Origin of the sequence: Streptomyces luteolifulvus (genome assembly GCF_008806595.1) — a bacterium.
Classification (GTDB): Bacteria; Actinomycetota; Actinomycetes; order Streptomycetales; family Streptomycetaceae; genus Streptomyces; species Streptomyces luteolifulvus.
Genome location: NZ_VZRB01000028.1, coordinates 23,988 through 47,518, shown reverse-complemented (window position 1 = coordinate 47,518; position 23,531 = coordinate 23,988). Strand labels below are relative to the sequence as shown.

Sequence of the window (23,531 nt, the reverse complement as noted above, 5' to 3'; positions counted from 1 at the left end):
ATCACCGAGCCCCGGAGCCCGTGGAGGCGTCATGACAGCCCCGAGTACAGCCCCCGCACCCCCGAACAGGGGTGGCCGCTGGATCCAGCAGTGGGATCCGGAGGACGAGACCTTCTGGAACGAGACCGGCGAGAAGGTTGCCCGCCGGAACCTGATCTTCTCCGTACTGTCCGAGCACATCGGGTTCTCGATCTGGACCATGTGGTCCGTGCTGGTGCTCTTCATGGGCCCGGAGTACGGGCTCACCCCGGCCGACAAGTTCCTGCTCACGTCGATCGTGACGCTGGTCGGCGCTGTCGTGCGCATCCCCTACACCTTCGCCGTCGCGATCTTCGGCGGCCGGAACTGGACGATCATCTCGGCCGCCCTTCTGCTCGTCCCGACCGTCGCCGCGTTCGCCGTGATGGAACCGGGGACGTCCTTCAACACGTTCCTCCTGGTGGGCCTGCTGGCCGGCCTCGGCGGCGGCAACTTCGCCTCCTCGATGACGAACATCAACGCCTTCTTCCCGCTGCGTAAGAAGGGGTGGGCCCTCGGCCTCAACGCGGGCGGCGGCAACATCGGCGTGCCGGTCATCCAGCTGGTCGCGCTCGCGGTCATCGGCGCCAGCGCCGGCCCGCGCGTGCTGCTCGGTATCTACATCCCGTTCATCGTGATCGCCGCCGTCCTCGCCGCACTCAAGATGGACAACCTCGCGTCCGTGAAGAACGACACCGGCGCCGCCAAGGACGCCGCGAAGGACGCGCACACCTGGATCATGTCCTTCCTCTACATCGGCACCTTCGGCTCCTTCATCGGCTACGCCTTCGCCTTCGGTCAGGTGCTCCAGGTCCAGTTCGGCCGTACGCCGCTGCAGGCCGCGTATCTCACCTTCATCGGCCCGCTGCTCGGTTCCCTGATCCGCCCGGTGGGCGGCTGGCTCGCCGACAAGTACGGCGGCGCGAGGATCACCCTCTACAACTACGTCGGCATGGGCGCCGCGACCGCCGCCCTCGTCTACGCGAGCATGCAGAAGTCGCTGCCGCTGTTCGTCAGCGTGTTCGTCGCCCTGTTCGTCCTCACCGGCCTCGGCAACGGGTCGACGTACAAGATGATCCCCGGCATCTTCCAGGCCAAGGCCCTCGCCAAGGGGCTCCGGGGCGAGGAAGCGGCCGCCTACGGGCGCCGGCTCTCCGGCGCCTCCATGGGCCTGATCGGCGCGGTGGGCGCGCTCGGCGGCGTCGGTATCAACCTCGCCTTCCGGCAGTCCTACCTGTCCTACGGTTCCGGCACCGGCGCCTTCGTGACCTTCCTCGCCTTCTACGGCATCTGCTTCGTGGTCACCTGGGCCGTATACCTTCGCCGTCCGGCCGCCAAGGTGCAGGAGACATCCGCCACAGAGGCAAAGCCGCAGCTCAGCTACGCGGAAGTGTGACGTAACACTGACGACATCAAGCCGAACCGAGCCTGTCACGAGCCGTTGACAGGCTCGTTCGGCATGAGGGTCCGAGAACTTCACTTCTAGTGCACACGACTCGAGTGCGGGACGAGAGCCATGTACGACGAACAGCAGCAACCCGACCAGGCCCCCCTGGCAGGCTTCACCGTGGGGGTGACCGCGGCGCGCCGGGCCGACGAGCTCGGGGCGCTGCTCCAGCGCCGTGGTGCCGCCGTGCTGCACGCCCCCGCCCTGCGCATCGTGCCGCTCGCGGACGACAGCGAGCTGCTCGCCGCGACCAAGAAGGTCATCGACCGGACGCCGGACGTCGTGGTCGCCACGACCGCGATCGGCTTCCGGGGCTGGATCGAGGCCGCCGACGGCTGGGGACTCGGCGAGGAACTGCTCGCCCGGCTGCGCGGGGTCGAGCTGCTCGCCCGCGGCCCCAAGGTCAAGGGTGCGATACGCGCGGCCGGCCTCACGGAGGACTGGTCGCCGTCCTCCGAGTCCATGGCCGAGGTGCTCGACCGGCTCCTGGAGGAGGGCGTCGACGGCCGACGTGTCGCCCTGCAACTGCACGGAGAGCCGCTGCCCGGATTCGTGGAGGCACTGCGGGCCGGGGGAGCGGAGGTACTTGGCGTGCCCGTCTACCGGTGGCTGCCGCCGGAGGACGTCGGGCCGATGGACCGGCTGCTGGACGCGACGGTCTCGCGCGGGCTGGACGCGCTCACCTTCACCAGTGCGCCCGCCGCCGCCTCGCTGCTGTCGCGCGCCGAGGACCGCGGTCTGCTGCCCGACCTGCTCGCAGCCCTCAGCCATGACGTGGTGCCGGCCTGCGTCGGGCCGGTCACCGCGGTGCCGCTCCAGTCCCGGGGCGTCGAAACGGTCTCGCCCGAGCGCTTCCGGCTCGGTCCCCTCGTACAACTGCTGTGCCGGGAACTGCCCGGCCGGGCGCGGGCGTTGCCGATCGCCGGGCACCGGGTGGAGATCCGTGGCCATGCGGTGCTGGTGGACGGGGCGCTGCGGCCGGTGCCGCCGGCGGGCATGTCGCTGCTGCGGGCGCTGTCCCGGCGGCCGGGGTGGGTGGTGGCCCGGGCCGATCTGTTGCGGGCGTTGCCGGGGGCGGGGCGGGACGAGCATGCGGTGGAGACGGCGATGGCCCGGCTGCGCACTGCACTTGGGGCGCCGAAGCTGATCCAGACCGTCGTCAAGCGGGGGTACCGGTTGGCGTTGGATCCGGCGGCCGATGCGAAGTATGCCGACGTGTGAGTCTGCACCCGGCGCTGGTGCGGGCGTCGCCGGGGGCTGCAGCCCCCGGACCCCTTCATCGGCCTGAAACGGCCTCGTCCTCGAACGCCGGACGGCTGAGTGTGCCTGCCCGGCGCTGCAGGCCCCCGTACAGGATCAGCGCGCGGGCCAAGCACGCGAGCGCCGCCGTCGACAGCAGAGTCCGGACGACGTTCCACGCCACCCACTGGTCCTCGAAGCTCTCGCGTGCGGTGACCGGGTCGGCCGCGCGGGCGAGGGCGTTGTTGAGGGGGATGTTCGCGGCGACCGTGACGAGGAAGGCCAGCGCGTATGCGGCCAGCGCCGCCCAGACCCACCCCCGCGGTCCGCTCGTCGTGCGCAGTTGCCATGCCGACACCGCCGTCAGCAGCAGTGCGCCCAGGCTCAGCATGAACACCGGGTTCTGGATCACGTCGTTGACGTTCTGGACGACTTCGACGTAGACCCGGTCGTCGCTGCGCGCCACCGCCGGCATCACGGCGCAGGCGAAGATGTAGAAGACCCCGGCGATCAGGCCCATCGCGACCGTGGCCGCACCCAGTACTCCTCCGGCGGCCGTCCGCCGCCCCGTGCTGTTCTGCGTCATGCGGGCCAGTCAACCGGCGCGCGTCCGGGCGGGACATGCTCCTGACGCGCGGACGCATACGCCGTCGTCCGCGCGTGTTCCGAGGGGTTCCGGGGCGGGCGAGCGGGCAGGCACTGTGGGAGGGAACGCTTCACCAGCCCCCACCGGCATCGCGCCGACCCCTCATGACAAGGGTGACCCCTAGGCGGTGACAGGCACATGGCACTGGGTACGGCCACGGCCTCGCACGAGCTCCGGTTCGACTCCGGGCGGATCTGCCTGGATCTCCTCGCGACCGCCCACCCGGAGGAACGGCTCGGCTCCGTCGAGGTCCTGCGTGCCTGGATCATCGCGGCGGGGCTCGTCCCGGCGGGCACCCCGCTCGCGCACACCGACGCCGCCTGGCTCACGGGCTTCTGCGAACTGCGCGGCCTCGTCGGCCGGTTGGTGCCCGGGGGACTCGCCCCCGAGAGCCGCCCGTACGACCTCGCGCTGGCCCGCGTCAACGAGTTCGCCCGGGTCGCGCCGCCCGCCCCGCGCGCGGTCCGCGGCGAAGACGGCGTACTGGTACGCGTGTTGGACGGGCCGCCCGCGTGCGCGGCCCTGCTCGGCACGCTCGCCCGGGACGTCGTCGAACTGCTCACGGACCCGGTCGCCCGGGCCGGACTGCGCCAGTGCGAGGGCGACAACTGCTCGCTCGTATACGTCGATACGTCCAGGGGACGCAGGAGACGCTGGTGTTCCAGTGAGGTCTGCGGGAACCGCGAAAGGGTGGCCCGGCACCGTCGTCGAGCGGCTCTCGCCCGTGCCTGAGGGACGCGGGCGCCGGCCCGGGCGTCCTGTATGCGGCTTCTGTGAATCAGTCGTCGACGTGATTTCGGTTACATCTCGTTTACCTTCAGCCTCACAGGGACACTTCACGCGATTTTGAAAGTGTGGGGGAAATGTAAAGATCGCGCAGTGGGAATGTGCCCCCATGTCCGGGCTCGTCACGTCACCCCGCAGAAAAGTGTCGTGTCACTTTGAACACACCACCGGACCCGTCCGTACCCGTGGGCGAGCGACCGACTGGGGGAACCCCGGGACATCGGAGGTGGGCGTGCGCAAGGATTCTGTCGTGGCCAATGAACGTGGATCGAGGGCCCGACATCGCATGTCCCAGCCCTCGGAACCAGATGAGGAGCTGATGCGTGCCCTCTACAGGGAGCACGCCGGACCTCTCCTTGCGTACGTCCTTCGCCTGGTCGCGGGTGACCGGCAGAGAGCCGAGGACGTGGTCCAGGAAACACTCATCCGTGCCTGGAAGAACGCCGGTCAGCTCAATCGGGCGACCGGATCGGTACGCCCCTGGCTGGTGACGGTCGCCCGGCGCATCGTCATCGACGGCCACCGCAGCCGGCAGGCCCGGCCGCAGGAGGTCGATCCGTCGCCGCTGGAGGTCATCCCCGCGGAGGACGAGATCGACAAGGCGCTGTGGCTGATGACGTTGTCCGATGCGCTCGACGACCTGACCCCGGCCCACCGGGAGGTGCTCGTCGAGACGTACTTCAAGGGGCGTACCGTCAATGAGGCGGCCGAGACGCTCGGTATCCCCAGCGGCACGGTGCGTTCAAGGGTGTTCTACGCCCTGCGTTCGATGAAGCTGGCACTGGAGGAGCGGGGGGTGACGGCGTGATGAGTGTTTACGGGGGAAACCAGGGATTCGGCACAGGTGGTTCGGGTATGTCTGGCTCCATGATGGGATCTCCGGTGCCGAACGAGCACGAAACCGTCGGCGCCTACGCTCTCGGCATCCTCGACGACGCCGAGGCAACCGCTTTTGAGGCCCATCTCGCGACCTGCGAATGGTGCGCCCAGCAGCTCGACGAGCTCGCCGGAATGGAGCCGATGCTGGCCGCCCTCGCGGACCTGCCGGGCTCCGGTACGCCCTCGATCGGCGAGTCGCTGTCCGCCAAGCCCAGCCCACGGCTGGCGGAGAAGCTGGTCGACGAGGTCTCCGAACGCCGTGCCCTCAAGCGCCGGCGCAGCTTCTACCTGGTGGCGGCCGCGGCCGCACTGATCATCGGCGGTCCGCTCACCGTCCTCGCGGCGACGGGCGGCGGCTCGGACACCGGCAACCAGGTGGCGGTCGCGAGCCCCGCCAAGACCCTCTTCGAGAGCCTGCCCGACAAGGTCACGGCCACCGACCCGACGACCGCCGTCACCGGCACGGTCGCCACGGCGAAGAAGGACTGGGGCACCCAGGCGGTCCTCCAGCTCAAGAACGTCAAGGGCCCGGCCAAGTGCTCCCTGATCGCCGTGGGCAAGAACGGCGAGCGGGAGACCGTCTCCTCCTGGTCCGTCCCGAACTGGGGCTACGGCCTGCCGAACGCCAAGACGGAGGAGGCCAAGAACCCGCTGTACATCGGCGGCGGAGCGGCCTTCAACCCGAACGAGATCGACAAATACGAGGTCATGACCTTCGAGGGCAAGAAGCTCGTCGAGATCGACGCATAGGGCCGGACAGGCCCGCGACACCCACGACCCCAGCCTGCCCGGTCGGATACGCCCGGGCAGGTCCGTAGCCTCAAGGGGTCCCCTTCGCGTACGGTTGACGGCTGCCCAGCACGTCAGAAGGGGGCCCGGTGGCCGCTCAGGCTCAACAGGAAACCGCGCTCGGCTCGGTTCAGGACACCGCACAGGATTCGGTGCGCGACCGAGAGATCAGCGTCGAACAGGAACACCTGGACCGGGTGTACCAGCGTCTCGAGGAGAAGATCCACGAGGCCGAGTTCCTCATGAACGACGCGGCCAAGCGCGGCCAGGTCGGCACGCCCGGCGCGCTCGCCGAACGGGACGCGCAGGTCTTCCGGGCCGGTGTCCACCTCAACCGTCTGAACAACGAGTTCGAGGACTTCCTCTTCGGCCGGATCGACCTGCTGCTCGGCAAGGACGGCAAGAAGGGACCCGACGGCGCCTACACCGCCGTGGAACCCGCCGAAGGGGCCGTGCGGGCCGACAACACCGCCGACATCGCCGAGACCCTGCACATCGGCCGCATCGGTGTCCTCGACCAGGACTACGCTCCGCTGGTGATCGACTGGCGGGCCCCGGCCGCCGCTCCCTTCTACCGCTCGACCCCCGTCGACCCGGGCCGGGTCGTGCGCCGTCGCGTCATCCGCTCCAAGGGCCGCCGCGTCCTCGGCGTCGAGGACGACCTGATGCGGCCCGAGCTGACCGCCTACCTCGACGGCAGCCGGCTGCCCGTCATCGGCGACGGCGCCCTGATGGCCGCCCTCGGCCAGGCCCGCAGCCACACCATGCGGGACATCGTCGCCTCCATCCAGGCCGAGCAGGACCTGGTGATCCGCGCCCCCGCCGCCTCCGTGACCTATGTGGAAGGCGGCCCGGGCACCGGGAAGACCGCCGTGGCACTGCACCGGGCGGCCTACCTCCTCTACCAGGACCGGCGCCGGTACGCGGGCGGCATCCTGATCGTCTCGCCGACCCCGCTGCTGGTGGCGTACACCGAGGGCGTGCTCCCCTCCCTCGGTGAGGAGGGCCAGGTCGCGATCCGCGCGATCGGCTCACTCGCCGGCGACGCGGGCGGTGCCGAGGCCACGCTGTACGACTCCCCGTCCGTGGCCCGCGCCAAGGGCTCGTACCGCATGCTCAAGGTGCTGCGCAAGGCCGCGCGCGGAGCCCTCGAACTGAACGATTCGCCTGCCCGGCTCAGGGTCGTCGCCTTCGGCCGGCGCCTGGAGCTGGAGTCCGGGGAACTCGACCGCATCCGCCATGCCGCCCTCGGCGGCACCGCGCCCGTCAACCTGCTCCGCCCCCGCGCCCGCAAGCTGCTCCTGGACGCCCTGTGGGCGCAGTCCGGAGCGGCCGGCCGGCACACAGACCCGGAGCTCGCCGCGGAACTGCGCTCCTCCTTCGACGAGGACGTCAGCTCGGAGGACAGCTTCATCGAGTTCCTGGACGCCTGGTGGCCGGAGCTCACCCCGAGAACCGTCCTCGGGGCGATGGCCGACGAGCGGCGCCTCGGGCGCTGGGCCCGGCGCATCCTCAACCCCGGTGAGGTCCGCAGGACGGCCCGCTCGCTCCGACGCCAGGGCTACTCCGTGCACGACGTTGCGATGCTCGACGAGCTCCAGGCGGTCCTCGGCACCCCGGCCCGCCCGAAGAAGCGGCGCGAGCTGGACCCGCTCGACCAGCTCACCGGCCTGGAGGAGCTGATGCCCGTGCGCGAGGAGTCGCAGCGCGAGCGGGCCGAGCGGCTGGCGCAGGAGCGCGTCGAGTACGCCCATGTCATCGTCGACGAGGCCCAGGACCTCACCCCCATGCAGTGGCGCATGGTCGGCCGCCGGGGCCGGCACGCCACCTGGACGGTCGTCGGCGACCCGGCCCAGTCCTCCTGGTCCGACCCGGACGAGGCCGCCCAGGCCCGCGACGAGGCCCTGGGCACGCGTCCGCGCCGCCGCTTCGAGCTGACGGTGAACTACCGCAACCCCGCCGAGATCGCCGAGCTGGCGGCGAAGGTGCTGGCACTGGCCATGCCGGGCTCGCCGTCCCCGACGGCGGTCCGCTCCACCGGAGTGCAGCCCCGTTTCGTGACGGCGAACGGACACGGCACCGCCGTACGGGGCTCGCTGGCGCAGACCGTCCGCGCGGAGGCCGACCGGCTCCTCGGCCTCGTCGACGGCACCGTCGGCGTCGTCGTCGCCATGAACCGCCGGGACGAGGCCGGACGCTGGCTCACCGGGCTCGGCGACCGGGTCGTGGCGCTCGGCAGCCTGGAGGCCAAGGGCCTGGAGTACGACGCCACGGTCGTCGTCTCCCCGGCGGAGATCGCGGACGAGTCGCCCGCGGGACTGCGTGTGCTGTACGTGGCGCTCACCCGGGCCACCCAGCAGCTCACCGTCGTCTCCGCCGAACGGGACGAACCGGACGCGAACGGGGTCCCGGACCTGCTCCGGGACTGATCGAGATGAACTCCCGGGAGAGGAATGGCCCTACGGGATCCGTTTGTTAGCCTGGGTGTGGCACCGGCTCGATCCAAGCCCCCGGGCCCAACCTTTGTCGCTACGAGCGACCACTTGCCGCGAGGCGAGCATGGCGGGCCGGTGTCACTGAACATGGGCGAGGCCCGCGTCACGATGTGACGCGGGCCTCTTCCGTTATGAACAAAACGATCGCAATTCGAGGCGACTTTCCCGTACTCGGCGGTAGGTGCGACGATCGGACGGCAAACCCGCGCCCCAAGCGGTACGCGCAGTGACCGCGGTGCACGCAGTACCGGTGCCCGCAGGGCACAGCGCGGCGCAGTACCCGGTGAAAGCAGAGGAAGTCGGCCATGGCAACGGCGCCCAGCGTCTCCTACTCGATGACGGTCCGGCTGGAGGTGCCCGCGAGCGGAACCGCCGTCTCACAGCTCACCACCGCCGTGGAGTCCTCCGGAGGCTCGGTCACCGGCCTCGACGTGACCGCCTCCGGGCACGAGAAGCTCCGGATCGACGTCACCATCGCGGCCACCTCCACCGGGCACGCCGACGAGATCGTCGAGAAGCTGCGCGGCATCGAGGGCGTCACCCTCGGCAAAGTCTCGGACCGTACGTTCCTCATGCACCTCGGCGGCAAGATCGAGATGCAGTCGAAGCACCCCATCCGCAACCGTGACGACCTCTCCATGATCTACACGCCCGGTGTGGCCCGCGTCTGCATGGCGATCGCCGAGAACCCCGAGGACGCCCGCCGCCTCACCATCAAGCGCAACTCCGTTGCGGTCGTGACGGACGGCTCGGCCGTGCTGGGCCTCGGCAACATCGGCCCCAAGGCCGCGCTGCCGGTCATGGAGGGCAAGGCGGCCCTCTTCAAGCGGTTCGCCGGCATCGACGCCTGGCCGCTGTGCCTGGACACCCAGGACACCGACCAGATCGTCGAGATCGTGAAGGCGATCGCTCCCGGCTTCGCCGGCATCAACCTGGAGGACATCTCCGCGCCCCGCTGCTTCGAGATCGAGGCGCGGCTGCGCGAGGCCCTCGACATCCCCGTCTTCCACGACGACCAGCACGGCACCGCGATCGTCGTCCTCGCCGCGCTCACCAACGCACTTCGCGTCGCCGGCAAGGCGATCGAGAACATTCGCGTCGTGATGTCCGGCGCCGGCGCGGCCGGTACGGCCATCCTCAAGCTCCTGATCGCGGCGGGCGTCAAGAACGCCGTCGTCGCCGACATCCACGGTGTCGTGCACGCCGGCCGCGAGGACCTCGTCGACGCCGCCGCGGACTCCCCGCTGCGCTGGATCGCCGACAACACCAACCCCGAGAGCCTCACCGGCACCTTGAAGGAGGCGGTGCGCGGCGCCGACGTCTTCATCGGCGTCTCCGCCCCGAACGTCCTCGACGGCGGTGACGTGGCCGCCATGGCCGACGCCGCGATCGTGTTCGCGCTCGCGAACCCGGATCCCGAGGTCGACCCGGCAATCGCCCGGCAGACGGCGGCGGTTGTCGCCACCGGACGCTCCGACTTCCCGAACCAGATCAACAACGTGCTGGTGTTCCCGGGCGTCTTCCGCGGCCTCCTCGACGCGCAGTCCCGTACCGTCAACACCGAGATGATGCTGGCCGCCGCGACCGCCCTCGCGGACGTGGTGACCGAGGACGAGCTGAACCCGAACTACATCATTCCGAGCGTCTTCAACGACAAGGTCGCGGGAGCGGTCGCCGGGGCGGTGCGGGAGGCGGCGAAGTCGGCGTCGGCCGCCTCGTAGGCCCTGGCCGGGCCTTTTGCGGCGGCGAGGGCGGTGCGGAGCTGTGAGGATCGCCACGCCTCCACAGGTGTGCGCCCGGCGCGTCGTGGAACCCGGGTCTCTTGGCAGGCGTTTATTGTGTCGGCCAGGCTCGGGCCTCTTTCCGTGTGACTCCCAAGGGTGTTCTCACGACTCCAACGGGTGCCGGATTGGCTTTCCCGCCGCAGCTAGGGGCAGGATGCGTCTCTGGGCGCGAGGGTCTGGCGACGGACCCGGGTCCGGGGCCCGTCCGAGGACCCTGGCAGCATCGGCTTCGCTGTGCCCGACATGCGGCTCCGCCGCGTGGCACGCCTCAACGGTAAGAAGAACACGGGAGTAACAACATGAACCGCAGTGAGCTGGTGGCCGCGCTGGCCGACCGCGCCGAGGTGACCCGCAAGGACGCCGACGCCGTTCTGGCCGCGTTCGCCGAGACCGTCGGCGAGGTCGTCGCCAAGGGCGACGAGAAGGTCACCATCCCCGGCTTCCTGACCTTCGAGCGCACCCACCGTGCCGCTCGCACCGCGCGCAACCCGCAGACCGGCGACCCGATCCAGATCCCGGCCGGCTACAGCGTCAAGGTCTCCGCGGGCTCGAAGCTCAAGGAAGCGGCCAAGGGCAAGTGACCTTGCCGTCTGTACACCACGGGACGGTGTACGGCGCGTAATCAACGCTGATGGGGCGGCCCCCGGACTCGATTCCGGGTGCCGCCCCGTCGTGGTTGCGCCTGAAAATGGCCTCACACGCCGGCCGGGCTCGTTGCCTGCCCGGCCGACTGTGACCAAGCGCTCCGCCGGAAGCGCCGCGATGCGTCGTCGGTCGTCTGCGGCGCCGTCGTGGCTGGTCGCGCAGTTCCCCGCGCCCCTTCAGGGCGCTGCATCAGCCGAGTGCTTTGCCGGGGAGTTCCACCTTCGCGCCCAGCTCCACCAGCTTCTCCATGAAGTTCTCGTAGCCCCGGTTGATGAGGTCGATGCCGTGGACGCGGGATGTGCCCTGGGCGGCCAGCGCTGCGATGAGGTAGGAGAAGCCGCCGCGGAGGTCGGGGATGACCAGGTCGGCGCCCTGGAGCTTGGTCGGGCCCGAGACGACGGCCGAGTGGAGGAAGTTGCGCTGGCCGAAGCGGCAGTCGGAGCCGCCCAGGCACTCGCGGTAGAGCTGGATGTGCGCGCCCATCTGGTTCAGCGCGGAGGTGAAGCCGAGGCGCGACTCGTACACCGTCTCGTGGATGATGGACAGCCCCGTCGCCTGCGTGAGCGCGACGACCAGCGGCTGCTGCCAGTCCGTCTGGAAGCCGGGGTGCACGTCCGTCTCCAGCGCGATGGACTTCAACTGGCCGCCGGGGTGCCAGAAGCGGATCCCCTCGTCGTCGATCTCGAAGGCACCGCCCACCTTCCGGTAGGTGTTCAGGAACGTCATCATCGAGCGCTGCTGGGCGCCGCGGACGTAGATGTTGCCCTCCGTCGCGAGCGCCGCGGACGCCCAGGAGGCGGCCTCCAGGCGGTCCGGCAGGGCGCGGTGGGTGTAGCCGCCGAGGCTGTCCACACCGGTGACGCGGATGGTGCGGTCGGTGTCCATCGCGATGATGGCGCCCATCTTCTGGAGCACGCAGATGAGATCCTCGATCTCCGGCTCCACGGCCGCGTTCGAGAGCTCGGTGACCCCCTCCGCGAGGACGGCCGTCAGCAGTACCTGCTCGGTCGCGCCCACCGACGGGTAGGGCAGCCGGATCTTCGTGCCGCGCAGCCGCTGCGGAGCCTCCAGGAACTGGCCGTCCGCCCGCTTCTCGATCCGCGCGCCGAACTGCCGCAGCACCTCGAAGTGGAAGTCGATCGGCCGGCCGCCGATGTCGCAGCCGCCGAGGCCGGGTATGAACGCGTGCCCGAGACGGTGCAGCAGCGGACCGCAGAACAGGATCGGGATACGGCTCGACCCCGCGTGCGCGTCGATGTCGGCGACGTCCGCGCTCTCCACGTTCGACGGGTCCATCACCAGTTCGCCCGGCTCCTCACCCGGACGGACCGTCACCCCGTGCAATTGCAGGAGGCCGCGTACGACGCGCACGTCACGGATGTCCGGAACGTTGCGCAGCCGACTCGGCTCACTGCCCAGCAGTGCAGCGACCATGGCCTTCGGTACGAGGTTCTTCGCACCGCGGACACGGATCTCGCCCTCCAGCGGGGATCCGCCGTGGACAAGCAGTACGTCGTCAGAGCCGTTGACGGTCATGTATCTCGCGTTCCGATGAGATGGGCAGGGCCAGGAGGGAAAGGGTAATCGCCGTCCACCCCCCTTCTGTAAGCCCAGTGACGCCCCAGGTTCGTCATAGCTGTGTCACAACACGAACGGTTCCGCACCGGGCACATGGGGTCACCGCGGCCGTCCGTGCGCCGGGGGCGCTTCCTTCCGCCCTGAGCTGCATTCACTCCCGTACCCGCATTGCCTCCCCCTCCGAAGGGAAGATGCGGGATCATGTCTGCCATGACCGAGGTGTCCTCGCTCACAGGGCGGCTGCTCGTGGCAACGCCCGCCCTGGCGGACCCGAACTTCGACCGTGCGGTGGTGCTCCTTCTCGACCACGACGAGGAGGGCTCCCTCGGCGTCGTCCTCAACCGTCCGACCCCTGTGGACGTCGGCGACATCCTGGAGGGCTGGGCGGACCTGACGGGTGAGCCGGGCGTCGTCTTCCAGGGCGGCCCGGTGTCGCTGGACTCGGCCCTCGGTGTGGCCGTCATCCCGGGTGGTGCGACCGTCGACGGGGCTCCGCTGGGCTGGCGGCGGGTGCACGGTGCGATCGGTCTGGTCGACCTGGAGGCTCCGCCGGAGCTGCTGGCCTCGGCCCTCGGCTCACTGCGGATCTTCGCCGGATACGCCGGCTGGGGGCCCGGCCAGCTGGAGGACGAGCTGGTGGAGGGCGCCTGGTACGTCGTCGAGTCGGAGCCCGGCGATGTCTCCTCCCCGTCCCCGGAGAGACTCTGGCGCGAGGTGCTGCGCCGCCAGCGCAACGAGCTGGCGATGGTGGCCACGTATCCGGACGACCCTTCGCTCAACTGATGCGTGTGAGCTTCAGTACCCTTGGCATTTATGAGCACTCTTGAGCCCGAGCGCGGGACTGGTACGGGGACCCTCGTAGAGCCGACGCCGCAGGTGTCCCACGGCGACGGCGACCACGAGCGCTTCGCCCACTACGTCCAGAAGGACAAGATCATGGCGAGCGCCCTCGACGGCACCCCCGTCGTGGCGCTGTGCGGCAAGGTGTGGGTGCCGGGCCGCGACCCGAAGAAGTACCCCGTGTGTCCCATGTGCAAGGAGATCTACGACTCCATGGGCGCCGGCGGTGGCGACAAGGGCAAGGGCGGCGACAAGTAGCCCTCCCTCCCGCCTGAGATCCGCGAGGCCCTCGGGGCGCGTTCTGCGTGCTCCGGGGGCCTTTGCCGGTTCTGTCGTTGCACGGGGTGCGTCAGGGGGTCACAGAGTGGTAGAGACCTCTTGTCGGCATGGTCATGTAGTCCCTAGCCTCCTGTCTGTTGTGCAGAGCAAAACAGCCATTGCATATGCTGCAACGCTCGGAGGATCGCTGCATGAAGCTCCCCGTCCGACTGGCCGTGCTCACGGCCGCCGCCCTGGTCGTCACCGCCTGCGCTCCCCAGACGTCCGACAACTCCACCGACGGCACGGACGAGAAGACGGGCACCCTGCGCGTCTGGCTCTTCCAGGAGGTCGGCAACAAACCCAAGGAAAAGGCCGTCGACTCCGTCGTCGCCGCCTTCGAGAAGGCCCACCGGGGCACGAAGGTCGACGTCGAGTACATCCCGGTCGACACCCGCGCCCAGCGTGTCAAGGCCGCCTTCAACGACACGAAGTCCGCTCCCGACGTCATGGAGTACGGCAACACCGACACCGCCGGCTATGTCCACGACGGCGGACTCCTCGACGTGACCGAGGAGTTCGGCGACTGGACCGAGGCCAAGGACACCGACCCGACCGCCAGACAGTCGGTCACCGTGGACGGCAAGGTCTACGGCGCTCCCTTCTACGTCGGCGTCCGCGCCCTGTACTACCGCACCGATGTCTTCGAGGACCTGGGCCTGCACGTTCCGCGGACCATGGCCGAGCTGGCGTCCACGGCCCGCGAGATCCGCGACGCGAGGCCCGATCTGTACGGGCTGGTCGTCGGCGGCGCTTACACATACGGCGCGATGCCGTTCGTATGGGCGAACGGCGGCGAGATCGCCACCGGCAGGAACGGTTCGTACGCCTCCGCCATCGACAGCGTGGCGGCCCAGAAGGGCATCAAGGCGTACACCTCGCTGTTCGCTGACCACAACTGTCCCCCCGCCAAGTGCGCCGGAATGGGCGGCAACGACACGGTCACCGCGTTCGCCGCCGGCAAGGCGGGCATGGCGATCGGCGGCGACTTCAGCCATGCCGCCGTCGAGGCGGGGAAAGTGAAGGGCAAGTACGCGGTCGTACCGCTGCCGGGGGTGGCGGCGGGGTCGATCGCCCCGGCGTTCGCGGGCGGCAACAACATCGGCGTACTGAAGAGCACGTCGCATCGCACGCTGGCGGTCGATCTGATGGAGGACCTTGCGTCGAAGGAGACGCAGGCGTCGCTGTTCGAGGCGATGGGGTTCTTGCCCACCTACGTGGATGTGCGGCAGCGGGTGGCCGCGAAGGCGCCCTTCGTGAAGCCCTTCGTGCAGACGCTGGTCGCCGGCACGAAGTTCGTGCCCGCCTCGCCCGCGTGGGCGCGGATCGACTCCTCGCTGGTGTTGCCGACCATGTTCCAGGAGGTCATCAGCGGTAAGAAGACTGTGGGCGCGGCGTCGAAGGACGCGGCGGTGAAGATGAACGAGGCGTTTGGCTCCGCCGGGTGACGGTGCCCAGTAGGCCGGGGGGTGGCAGTGCACCTTGGTTGTATCTCGCCCCGGCTCTTGTCGTCCTCGGTGCTCTGCTTGCCTACCCCATCTACCAACTCGGACTGATCTCTCTCTTCCGGTACACCCAGGCCCAGGTCAGCGGGGGCGAGCCGACGGTCTTTCTGGGGTTCGGGAACTATGCCGAGCTGTTCGGGGACGGGCAGTTCTGGCAGGTGCTGCTGGCGACCGTGTTCTTCGCCGCGGCGTGCGTCGTGTCGACGCTGGCGGTGGGCTGTGCGCTCGCCGTGCTGCTCACACGCGTGCGTGCCCTGCCGCGGCTCGCTCTGATGCTGGCCGCGCTGGGCGCGTGGGCCACCCCGGCGGTGACGGGCTCCACGGTCTGGCTGTTCCTCTTCGACCCCGACTTCGGACCGGTGAACAGGGTCCTCGGGATCGGCGACCACTCGTGGACGTACGGGCGCGGCAGCGCCTTCCTCCTCGTTCTGCTCGAAGTCGTCTGGTGCTCCTTCCCGTTCGTGATGGTCACGGTGTACGCCGGGATCCGCGCCGTACCCGCCGAGGTGCTGGAGGCCGCCGCCCTGGACGGCGCCTCGCAGTGGCGTATCTGGCGGTCCGTGCTCGCGCCGATGCTGCGGCCGGTCCTGACCGTCGTCACCATCCAGTCCGTCATCTGGGACTTCAAGGTCTTCACCCAGATCTACGTCATGACCAACGGCGGCGGCATCGCGGGCCAGAACCTCGTCCTGAACGTGTACGCCTATCAGCAGGCGTTCGCTTCGTCCGAGTACGGCCTCGGTTCGGCGATCGGCGTGGTGACGCTGCTGATCCTGCTGGCGGTCACGCTCGGGTATCTGCGGCTGCTGCGCCGGCAGGGGGAGGATCTGTGAATCCTGTACGGCGGAGGGTGCGGCGTCCGTGGAGGCTGGCCGCCGAGGCCTCGGCGCTGCTGACCGCCCTCGTCGTCGCGTTCCCCCTCTACTGGATGGTGCTCGGCGCCTTCAAACCGGCCGGGGAGATCGAGTCGGCCGAGCCGCGTCCATGGACCGCGTCGCCTTCCCTGGATTCCTTCCGACGCGTTTTCGGACAGCAGGAATTCGGCCGGTACTTCGTCAACAGCCTTGTCGTCGCCTGCTCCGTCGTGGTCGTCTCGGCACTGATCGCGTTTCTCGCGGCGACCGCCGTGACGAGATTCCGCTTCCGCTTCCGGACCACCCTGCTGATCATGTTTCTGGTGGCTCAGACGGTGCCCGTGGAGGCCCTGACGATCCCGCTGTTCTTCCTTATGCGGGACTTCGGGCAGCTGAACACCCTGGGGTCGCTGATCCTGCCGCACATCGCCTTCTCGCTGCCGTTCGCGATCTGGATGCTGCGGGGATTCGTGAAAGCCGTGCCGGAGACGCTGGAGGAGGCCGCGTACATCGACGGGGCGAGCCGTGCGCGATTCCTGTGGCAGATCCTTTTCCCGCTGGTACTCCCCGGGCTCGTGGCCACGAGCGTGTTTTCCTTCATCTCGGCCTGGAACGACTTCCTGTTCGCCAAGTCGTTCATCATCAGCGACATGTCCCGGTCGACCCTGCCGATGGCGTTGCTGGTGTTCTTCAAGCCGGACGAGCCGGACTGGGGCGGTGTGATGGCCGCGTCCACGGTGATGACGATTCCGGTGCTGGTCTTCTTCGTACTCGTACAACGACGCCTGGTCTCGGGGCTGGGCGGAGCGGTGAAGGACTGACGTGACTGAAGTGATTCCGGCCCCCCGCAGCGTCGTCGCCGGTTCCGGCGAAGTGCGGCTGACAGCGCACTCCCAGGTGTACGCCGGCACCGAAACGGAGGGCGTCGGTCACTGGCTGCGCACCGTCCTCCGGCAGGCCACCGGCCTGCCGTTGCGCGAGGGCAGGGAGCTCGACGACACCGAGGGCGACGGCATCGGGCTCCAACTCGACCCCGAGCTCGGCCCCGAGGAGTACCGTCTCGTCAGTGACTGGACCGGCGTACTGATCGAGGGCGGCAGCGAGGCCGGTGTCTTCTGGGGAGCGCAGACGCTGCGGCAGCTCCTCGGTCCCGACGTGTACCGCAGGGCCCCGCTCAGCCGCGACCGCACCTGGGCCGCTCCGCACGTCACCATCGAGGACGCCCCCCGTTTCCGCTGGCGCGGTCTCATGCTCGACGTCGCCCGGCACTTCATGCCCAAGGACGGAGTGCTGCGCTACCTGGACCTGATGGCCGCGCACAAACTGAACGTCTTCCACTTCCATCTCACGGACGACCAGGGCTGGCGCGTCGAGATCCGGCGCCACCCGAGACTCACCGAGACCGGTTCCTGGCGGGCGCGCACAAAATTCGGTCACCGTGCCTCACCGCTGTGGGTGGAGAAGCCCCACGGCGGCTACTACACCCAGGACGACATCCGGGAGATCGTCGCCTACGCAGCCGACCGGCATATCACCGTCGTCCCCGAAATCGACCTACCGGGCCACTCGCAGGCCGCGATCGCCGCGTACCCGGAACTCGGCAACACCGACATCATCGACACCACCGCCCTCTCCGTCTGGGACAACTGGGGGATCTCTGCGAACGTACTCGCCCCCACTGACAACACCCTGCGCTTCTACGAGGGGGTGTTCGAGGAAATCCTCGGCCTGTTCCCCTCGGAGTTCGTCCATGTCGGCGGTGACGAATGCCTCAAGGACCAGTGGCGGCGGTCCCCGGCGGCGCAGGCGCGCATCAAGGAACTCGGGCTCGCGGACGAGGACGGACTGCAGTCGTGGTTCATCGGTCACTTCGCCAAGTGGCTCTCCGCGCGCGGGCGCAGGCTCATCGGCTGGGACGAGATTCTGGACGGAGGGCTCGCCGAGGGCGCGGCCGTGTCGTCCTGGCGCGGGTACCAGGGCGGCATCGCCGCAGCGCGGGCCGGACACGACGTCGTCCTGTGCCCCGAGCAGCGGGTGTACCTCGACCACCGGCAGGACGGCGGCGCGGACGAGCCGGTGCCCATCGGGTACGTGCGCACCCTGGAGGACGTCTACCGCTTTGAACCCGTTCCACCGGAGCTCACTTCGCAGGAGGCCGGGCATGTGCTGGGCACGCAGGCCAACGTGTGGACCGAGGTGATGGAGGACCACGCGCGCGTGGACTACCAGACCTTCCCGCGGCTCGCGGCCTTCGCCGAGGTGGCCTGGAGTGCGCTTCCGGCCCCCGGGGAGCGGGATTTCGCCGAGTTCGAGCGGCGGATGGCCGTCCATTACCGGCGACTTGACGCCCTGGGCGTCGCCTACCGGCCGCCCACCGGCCCCCTGCCGTGGCAGCAGCGGCCCGGGGTGCCCGGCCGCCCGATCGAGGGGCCGCCCCCGAACAGGTAGGGGAAGAGGTATGGGAAAAAGCCCTCAAGAGTCACCGAAGAGTGTCAATCGGTACTCACGGGTGATGCCGTGCGAAAACGGACCATCTCCCTGGTGAGGGGGGCGAATGCCGCCTAGCGGACCCCTGTCTTCGGGCCCCGCGAAGATGTGCCAGAGTTGCCACGTCCGCCCTGTCAGCACGTACCGTACGGCAACACAGGCAGGACCAGGTGGGGCAGCGGGAAGGGGCAGCCGGTTTGACCACGCACGCACCGCAGGCGGCGCAGGCCGTCACGCTGCCCACGACGCTGGACGAGGCAGTGGCGGCCCTCGCAGCCATGCCCGCAGCCGTGCCGGTGGCGGGCGGCACCGACCTCATGGCCGCCGTGAACTCCGGGCAGCTCAGGCCCGCCGCCCTGGTCGGCCTCGGCCGGATCAGCGAGATCCGCGGCTGGCAGTACCAGGACGGTCACGCGCTGCTCGGCGCGGGCCTCACGCACGCGCGGATGGGCCGTCCCGACTTCGCCGCGCTCATCCCGGCGCTCGCGGCCGCCGCGCGCGCCGCGGGCCCGCCGCAGATCCGCAACGCGGGCACCCTGGCCGGCAACATCGCCTCGGCCGCCCCCGCTGGGGACGCGCTGCCGGTGCTGGCCGCCCTGGAGGCGACACTGATCATCGCGGGCGCGGGCGGAGCCCGCCGGGAGATCCCGGTGTCGCACCTGCTGGCGGGCGTGGACATGCTGCGCGGCGGTGAACTCATCGGCTACGTGCGCGTGCCGCTGCTGCACGCGCCACAGGTCTTCCTGAAGGCGACCGGCCGCACGGGTCCGGGCCGGGCGATGGCGTCCGTCGCGCTCGTCCTCGATCCGGCCCGGCGCGGAGTCAGGTGCGCGGTCGGCGCCATTGCGCCGATGCCCCTGCGGCCCCTGGAGGCCGAACAGTGGGTGGGCCGGCTGATCGACTGGGACAACAACCGTCAGATCGTCCCCGAGGCGCTGCACGCGTTCGGGGAGTACGTCGCCGCGGCCTGCATCCCCGACCCGGCCCCGGGCGAGGACGGCTCCGTGCAAGAGCTTCCGCCCGCCGTACTGCACCTGCGGCGCACCGTCGCCGCGCTGGCCCGACGAGCACTGGGGAGGGCGCTGTCGTGACCGACGACCAGCACGGAGAGGGCACGCCGAGGAGCGGCGGCCGCTGGGATCCGCTGCCCCAGGGCGACTACGACGACGGCGCCACCGCCTTCGTGAAACTCCCCGAAGGGGGCATCGACGCCCTCCTGGCCTCCTCCGACAGCCCGCTCGCCGCGCCGGGTCACGGATACGTTCCGCCGCAGATAACGGTCGCGCCCGGCACGAGCGCGGGGACCGACCCGGCGGCGACGGGCACCTGGACGATGCCCGCCGACGGCACCCAGTGGCCCGACCCGAACGCCGTGCCCCACGACGGACAGGGCGCCGGGGACGAGCGGTTCGCCTACGACCCGGGGTCCACCGGCCAGTGGACCTTCGAAGAGGCCGCGCAGACGGAGGCCCCGGCCGGACCCGGCCAGGACGTCACCGGGGAGTGGTCGATCCCGGTGGCCGGGGGCGACCTTCCTGACGAATCGGGCGAGTTCACCACCTCCTCGCTGGTCGAGCAGTGGGGCGGCGGCACACCCCCCGCCACGCTCCCCGGGGGCGCGCCCGCGCCCTGGGCGACACAGACGGGGCAGCCCTGGGGGCAGGAGGCGCCGGCGGCCGAGGAGGCGACCGGAGCCGGGCCCGGGCACACGCAGACGCAGCCGACCGGCGCCGCACCCGGGCAGCCCGCACCGCACGCGCCCGAGACCGCCGAGCCGGGCCAGGCCGAGGACGGGCCCAGGAAGCCCGGGGCGCAGACCTCCGAGCCGTATGCGTCCGCGCCCGCCGATGACGCCGTAGACGCCTCGCAGGACGCTCAAGGGACCGGCGGGGTCCCGGAGGGAGCCGAGGCCGCCCAACGGGCCCCAGAAGGCGCCGAAGAGGCCGCCGAGCCGCACGCGGACCCCGGCGCGGCAGCCGACGACGCGGAATCCGGACGGCGGGCCGCCGAGGAGCCCGTGGATGGCGCCGAGTTCCCCGCGGACGCCGCCGAGGACGACGCCCCCTCGCTCCCGGGCGAGGAACACCCCCTCGCCTCGTACGTGCTGAGCGTCAACGGCACCGAACGGCCCGTCAGCGACGCCTGGATCGGCGAGTCGCTGCTCTACGTGCTGCGCGAGCGGCTCGGTCTGGCGGGCGCCAAGGACGGCTGCTCGCAGGGCGAGTGCGGGGCCTGCAACGTTCAGGTCGACGGACGTCTCGTCGCGTCCTGCCTGGTGCCGGCCGTGACCGCGGCCGGCAGCGAGGTCCGCACCGTCGAGGGACTGGCCGAGGACGGACAGCCCTCGGACGTGCAGCGGGCGCTCGCCAGGTGCGGCGCGGTGCAGTGCGGTTTCTGCGTGCCGGGCATGGCGATGACCGTGCACGACCTCCTGGAGGGCAACCCGGCGCCGACCGAGCTGGAGACCCGCCAGGCCCTGTGCGGCAACCTGTGCCGCTGCTCCGGCTACCGGGGCGTCGTCGAGGCCGTCAAGGAGGTCGTCGCCGAACGCGAGGCGCACGCCAGGACGGACGAACCCGAGCAGGACGGCGACGGGGTACGCATCCCCCACCAGGCGGGCCCGGGAGCCGGCGGCGTCAACCCGTCGGCGTTCGGCCCGCCCGGGCCCCGGGGGCCGCATGACGAGGCGTACGGACCGGACGGAGGCCAGGCGTGAGCAACGAAGCCGCCACCGCGACCACCGCGGAGGCAGCCCCCGCCCCCGACGCGATCCCGCACGGCCTCGGCGCCTCCCTGCCCCCCGCCGACGCCCGCGCCAAGACCGAGGGCACCTTCCCGTACGCGGCCGACCTGTGGGCCGAGGGCCTGCTGTGGGCTGCCGTACTGCGCTCCCCGCACGCGCACGCGCGCATCGTCTCCATCGACACCACCCACGCGCACACGATGCCCGGCGTACGCGCCGTGATCACGCACGAGGACGTCCCCGGCAGCCCGCTGCACGGCCGCGGCAAGGCCGACCGGCCCCTGTTCGCCTCCGAGGTCGTCCGCCACCACGGGGAGCCCATCGCGGCCGTCGCCGCCGACCACCCCGACACCGCGCGCATGGCCGCCGCCGCCGTCATCGTCGAGTACGAGGTGCTCGAGCCGGTGACCGACCCCGAGCAGGCCTTCGAGGCCGAGCCGCTGCACCCCGACGGCAACCTGATCCGGCACATCCCGCTGCACCACGGCAACCCCGAGGCGGCCGGCGAGATCGTCGTCGAAGGCCTGTACCGCATCGGCCGCCAGGACCCGGCACCCATCGGCGCCGAGGCCGGCCTCGCCGTGCCGCGTCCCGACGGCGGCGTCGAGCTGTACCTGGCCTCCACCGACCCGCACACCGACCGCGACACGGCCGCCGCCTGCTACGGCCTGGAGCCCGAGCGCGTGAAGGTCGTCGTCACCGGTGTGCCCGGAGCCACCGCCGACCGCGAGGACCAGGGCTTCCAGCTCCCGCTCGGTCTGCTGGCGCTGAAGACCGGATGCCCGGTGAAGCTGACCGCGACCCGTGAGGAATCCTTCCTGGGCCACGCCCACCGGCACCCCACCCTGCTCCGGTACCGGCACCACGCGGACGCCGAGGGCCGGCTGGTGAAGGTCGAGGCGCAGATCCTTCTGGACGCCGGCGCGTACGCGGACACCTCGTCGGAGGCGCTGGCCGCCGCCGTGTCGTTCGCCTGCGGGCCGTACATCGTCCCGAACGCCTTCATCGAGGGCTGGGCGGTCCGCACCAACAACCCGCCCTCCGGCCATGTGCGCGGCGAGGGCGCCATGCAGGTCTGCGCCGCCTACGAGGCGCAGATGGACAAGCTCGCGAAGAAGCTCTCCCTCGACCCGGCCGAACTGCGTCTGCGCAACGTCATGGGCACGGGCGACGTCCTGCCGACCGGCCAGATGGTGACCTGCCCGGCACCGGTCGCCGAACTCCTGCAGGCGGTACGGGACTTCCCGCTGCCGCCGCTGCCCAAGGACACCCCCGAGGACGAGTGGCTGCTGCCCGGCGGCCCCGAGGGCGCGGGCGAACCGGGCGCCGTGCGCCGGGGCGTCGGCTACGGCCTCGGCATGGTGCACATGCTGGGCGCGGAGGGCGCCGACGAGGTCTCCACCGCGACGGTACGGGTCCAGGACGGCGTGGCGACGGTGCTGTGCGCGGCCGTCGAGACCGGCCAGGGCTTCACGACCCTGGCCCGCCAGATCGTGCAGGAGACCCTCGGCATCGACGAGGTGCACGTGGCACCGGTCGACACCGACCAGCCACCGGCCGGCGCGGGCTGCCGCGGACGCCACACCTGGGTGTCCGGCGGCGCCGTGGAGCGGGCCGCCAAGATGGTCCGTACGCAGCTGCTCCAGCCCCTGGCGCACAAGTTCGGCATGTCCACCGAGCTGCTCCAGATCACCGACGGCAAGATCACCTCGTACGACGGTGTGCTGTCGACCACAGTCACCGAGGCGATGGACGGCAAGGAACTGTGGGCCACCGCCCAGTGCCGCCCGCATCCGACGGAGCCGCTGGACGCGGAGGGCCAGGGCGACGCCTTCGTGGGCCTCGCCTTCTGCGCGATCCGCGCGGTGGTGGACGTCGACATCGAACTGGGCTCGGTACGGGTGGTCGAGCTGGCGCTCGCCCAGGACGTCGGCCGGGTGCTCAACCCCACCCAGCTGGCGGCCCGGATCGAGGCGGGCGTCACCCAGGGCGTGGGCATCGCGCTGACGGAGAACCTGCGCACCGCGCGCGGGCTGGTCCGCCACCCCGACCTCACCGGCTACGCACTGCCCACCGCCCTGGACGCGCCCGACATCCGGATCGTCAAGCTGGTGGAGGAACGTGACGTCGTCGCCCCCTTCGGGGCGAAGTCGGTCAGCGCGGTACCGGTGGTCACCTCCCCGGCCGCGATCGCCTCCGCGGTACGGGCCGCGACGGGCCGCCCGGTCAACCGCCTGCCGATCCGCCCCCAGGCGGCGGTGGTGACGGGCCAGTGAGCGGTCCCGAGTCGCCCGGGGCCTGAGGGATGGTCACCGACGCCGCCGTTCCGGGGCGTTGTCAGTGGTGCCGCGTACTGTTCTGAGCAGTGGGGGACGGCCCTTCCGGCCTGGACCGGCGGCCTGGACCGGACGGCTGCGCGTGCCCCGCTCGGGGGACAGCGGCATCCATGCACGGGGGACCACATGAGCACGACCTGCA

Annotated in this window: 19 protein-coding genes; 17 read left to right on the top strand and 2 right to left on the bottom strand. The window is 70.7% G+C overall.

Annotated features, from left to right (window positions below):
• Positions 1-31: 31 nt before the first annotated feature.
• Positions 32-1,414 carry a nitrate/nitrite transporter gene (locus F7R91_RS31095; protein WP_150954417.1) on the top strand — a complete coding sequence of 461 codons (1,383 nt, stop codon included), beginning with the start codon at positions 32-34 and terminating at the stop codon, positions 1,412-1,414.
• A gap of 120 nt (positions 1,415-1,534) precedes the next feature.
• The gene (locus F7R91_RS31090) at positions 1,535-2,686 is read left to right on the top strand and encodes a uroporphyrinogen-III synthase (protein WP_150954414.1); all 1,152 of its coding nucleotides are present in this window, start codon (positions 1,535-1,537) and stop codon (positions 2,684-2,686) included.
• 55 nt (positions 2,687-2,741) lie between these two features.
• Here the strand turns inward: F7R91_RS31090 and F7R91_RS31085 are convergent, their stop codons facing one another.
• Entirely contained in the window at positions 2,742-3,290 is a 549-nt protein-coding gene (locus tag F7R91_RS31085) for an anthrone oxygenase family protein (protein ID WP_150954411.1), read from the bottom strand.
• Between the two features lie 198 nt (positions 3,291-3,488).
• Between F7R91_RS31085 and F7R91_RS31080 the strand changes: the two genes are divergently transcribed.
• The 6 genes from F7R91_RS31080 to F7R91_RS31055 all read left to right on the top strand — a co-directional run bounded on the left by F7R91_RS31080 (position 3,489) and on the right by F7R91_RS31055 (position 10,664).
• A complete protein-coding gene (locus F7R91_RS31080) occupies positions 3,489-4,082 on the top strand; it encodes a CGNR zinc finger domain-containing protein (protein ID WP_150954408.1) in 594 nt (197 codons plus the stop codon).
• Between the two features lie 340 nt (positions 4,083-4,422).
• Complete coding sequence (locus F7R91_RS31075) at positions 4,423-4,944, top strand: sigma-70 family RNA polymerase sigma factor (RefSeq protein ID WP_010039908.1); 522 nt, start codon at positions 4,423-4,425, stop codon at positions 4,942-4,944.
• 47 nt (positions 4,945-4,991) lie between these two features.
• The gene (locus F7R91_RS31070) at positions 4,992-5,765 is read left to right on the top strand and encodes an anti-sigma factor family protein (RefSeq protein ID WP_272918573.1); all 774 of its coding nucleotides are present in this window, start codon (positions 4,992-4,994) and stop codon (positions 5,763-5,765) included.
• Between the two features lie 128 nt (positions 5,766-5,893).
• Complete coding sequence (locus tag F7R91_RS31065) at positions 5,894-8,233, top strand: HelD family protein (protein WP_150954402.1); 2,340 nt, start codon at positions 5,894-5,896, stop codon at positions 8,231-8,233.
• Positions 8,234-8,604: 371 nt separating this feature from the next.
• Positions 8,605-10,020 (top strand): NAD-dependent malic enzyme, encoded by a 1,416-nt coding sequence (locus tag F7R91_RS31060; protein WP_150954399.1) that lies wholly within the window; start codon positions 8,605-8,607, stop codon positions 10,018-10,020.
• A 362-nt stretch (positions 10,021-10,382) separates the two neighbouring features.
• Positions 10,383-10,664, top strand: a complete 282-nt coding sequence (locus F7R91_RS31055; protein ID WP_007498188.1) for an HU family DNA-binding protein — start codon at positions 10,383-10,385, stop codon at positions 10,662-10,664.
• Between the two features lie 253 nt (positions 10,665-10,917).
• Here F7R91_RS31055 and murA read toward each other — a convergent pair whose 3' ends face one another.
• A complete protein-coding gene (gene murA / locus F7R91_RS31050; RefSeq protein ID WP_150954396.1) occupies positions 10,918-12,264 on the bottom strand; it encodes a UDP-N-acetylglucosamine 1-carboxyvinyltransferase in 1,347 nt (448 codons plus the stop codon).
• Between the two features lie 252 nt (positions 12,265-12,516).
• Here murA and F7R91_RS31045 point away from each other — a divergent pair, with 252 nt between their 5' ends.
• From F7R91_RS31045 to F7R91_RS31005, 9 genes are all read left to right on the top strand, one after another.
• Positions 12,517-13,089, top strand: coding sequence for a YqgE/AlgH family protein (locus F7R91_RS31045; RefSeq protein ID WP_150954559.1), 573 nt, complete (start codon positions 12,517-12,519; stop codon positions 13,087-13,089).
• Between the two features lie 30 nt (positions 13,090-13,119).
• Complete coding sequence (locus tag F7R91_RS31040; RefSeq protein ID WP_058925017.1) at positions 13,120-13,404, top strand: DUF3039 domain-containing protein; 285 nt, start codon at positions 13,120-13,122, stop codon at positions 13,402-13,404.
• A gap of 212 nt (positions 13,405-13,616) precedes the next feature.
• Entirely contained in the window at positions 13,617-14,912 is a 1,296-nt protein-coding gene (locus F7R91_RS31035; RefSeq protein WP_150954393.1) for an extracellular solute-binding protein, read from the top strand.
• Positions 14,909-15,802 carry a carbohydrate ABC transporter permease gene (locus F7R91_RS31030; protein WP_225320870.1) on the top strand — a complete coding sequence of 298 codons (894 nt, stop codon included), beginning with the start codon at positions 14,909-14,911 and terminating at the stop codon, positions 15,800-15,802. Before F7R91_RS31035 ends, F7R91_RS31030 begins: the two co-directional genes overlap by 4 nt.
• Entirely contained in the window at positions 15,799-16,644 is an 846-nt protein-coding gene (locus tag F7R91_RS31025; protein ID WP_150954390.1) for a carbohydrate ABC transporter permease, read from the top strand. Before F7R91_RS31030 ends, F7R91_RS31025 begins: the two co-directional genes overlap by 4 nt.
• Position 16,645: 1 nt before the next feature.
• Positions 16,646-18,271, top strand: a complete 1,626-nt coding sequence (locus tag F7R91_RS31020; protein ID WP_150954387.1) for a beta-N-acetylhexosaminidase — start codon at positions 16,646-16,648, stop codon at positions 18,269-18,271.
• A 236-nt stretch (positions 18,272-18,507) separates the two neighbouring features.
• Positions 18,508-19,401 (top strand): FAD binding domain-containing protein, encoded by an 894-nt coding sequence (locus tag F7R91_RS31015; RefSeq protein WP_150954384.1) that lies wholly within the window; start codon positions 18,508-18,510, stop codon positions 19,399-19,401.
• A complete protein-coding gene (locus F7R91_RS31010; RefSeq protein ID WP_150954382.1) occupies positions 19,398-21,026 on the top strand; it encodes a (2Fe-2S)-binding protein in 1,629 nt (542 codons plus the stop codon). The genes F7R91_RS31015 and F7R91_RS31010 overlap by 4 nt, the downstream gene beginning before the upstream one ends.
• On the top strand, positions 21,023-23,329 hold the full coding sequence (locus F7R91_RS31005) for a xanthine dehydrogenase family protein molybdopterin-binding subunit (RefSeq protein ID WP_150954379.1): 2,307 nt from the start codon (positions 21,023-21,025) through the stop codon (positions 23,327-23,329). Before F7R91_RS31010 ends, F7R91_RS31005 begins: the two co-directional genes overlap by 4 nt.
• Positions 23,330-23,531: the final 202 nt, after the last annotated feature.

Excerpts from the sequence above, each read along its gene's own strand:
- F7R91_RS31095 (WP_150954417.1), top strand. The coding sequence starts at position 32 with ATGACAGCCCCGAGTACAGCCCCCGCACCCCCGAACAGGGGTGGCCGC.
- F7R91_RS31035 (WP_150954393.1), top strand. The coding sequence starts at position 13,617 with ATGAAGCTCCCCGTCCGACTGGCCGTGCTCACGGCCGCCGCCCTGGTC.
- F7R91_RS31075 (WP_010039908.1), top strand. The coding sequence starts at position 4,423 with ATGTCCCAGCCCTCGGAACCAGATGAGGAGCTGATGCGTGCCCTCTAC.
- F7R91_RS31070 (WP_272918573.1), top strand. The coding sequence starts at position 4,992 with ATGTCTGGCTCCATGATGGGATCTCCGGTGCCGAACGAGCACGAAACC.
- F7R91_RS31080 (WP_150954408.1), top strand. The coding sequence starts at position 3,489 with ATGGCACTGGGTACGGCCACGGCCTCGCACGAGCTCCGGTTCGACTCC.
- F7R91_RS31040 (WP_058925017.1), top strand. The coding sequence starts at position 13,120 with ATGAGCACTCTTGAGCCCGAGCGCGGGACTGGTACGGGGACCCTCGTA.
- F7R91_RS31060 (WP_150954399.1), top strand. The coding sequence starts at position 8,605 with ATGGCAACGGCGCCCAGCGTCTCCTACTCGATGACGGTCCGGCTGGAG.
- F7R91_RS31085 (WP_150954411.1), bottom strand. The coding sequence starts at position 3,290 with ATGACGCAGAACAGCACGGGGCGGCGGACGGCCGCCGGAGGAGTACTG.
- murA (WP_150954396.1), bottom strand. The coding sequence starts at position 12,264 with ATGACCGTCAACGGCTCTGACGACGTACTGCTTGTCCACGGCGGATCC.
- F7R91_RS31055 (WP_007498188.1), top strand. The coding sequence starts at position 10,383 with ATGAACCGCAGTGAGCTGGTGGCCGCGCTGGCCGACCGCGCCGAGGTG.
- F7R91_RS31090 (WP_150954414.1), top strand. The coding sequence starts at position 1,535 with ATGTACGACGAACAGCAGCAACCCGACCAGGCCCCCCTGGCAGGCTTC.
- F7R91_RS31045 (WP_150954559.1), top strand. The coding sequence starts at position 12,517 with ATGACCGAGGTGTCCTCGCTCACAGGGCGGCTGCTCGTGGCAACGCCC.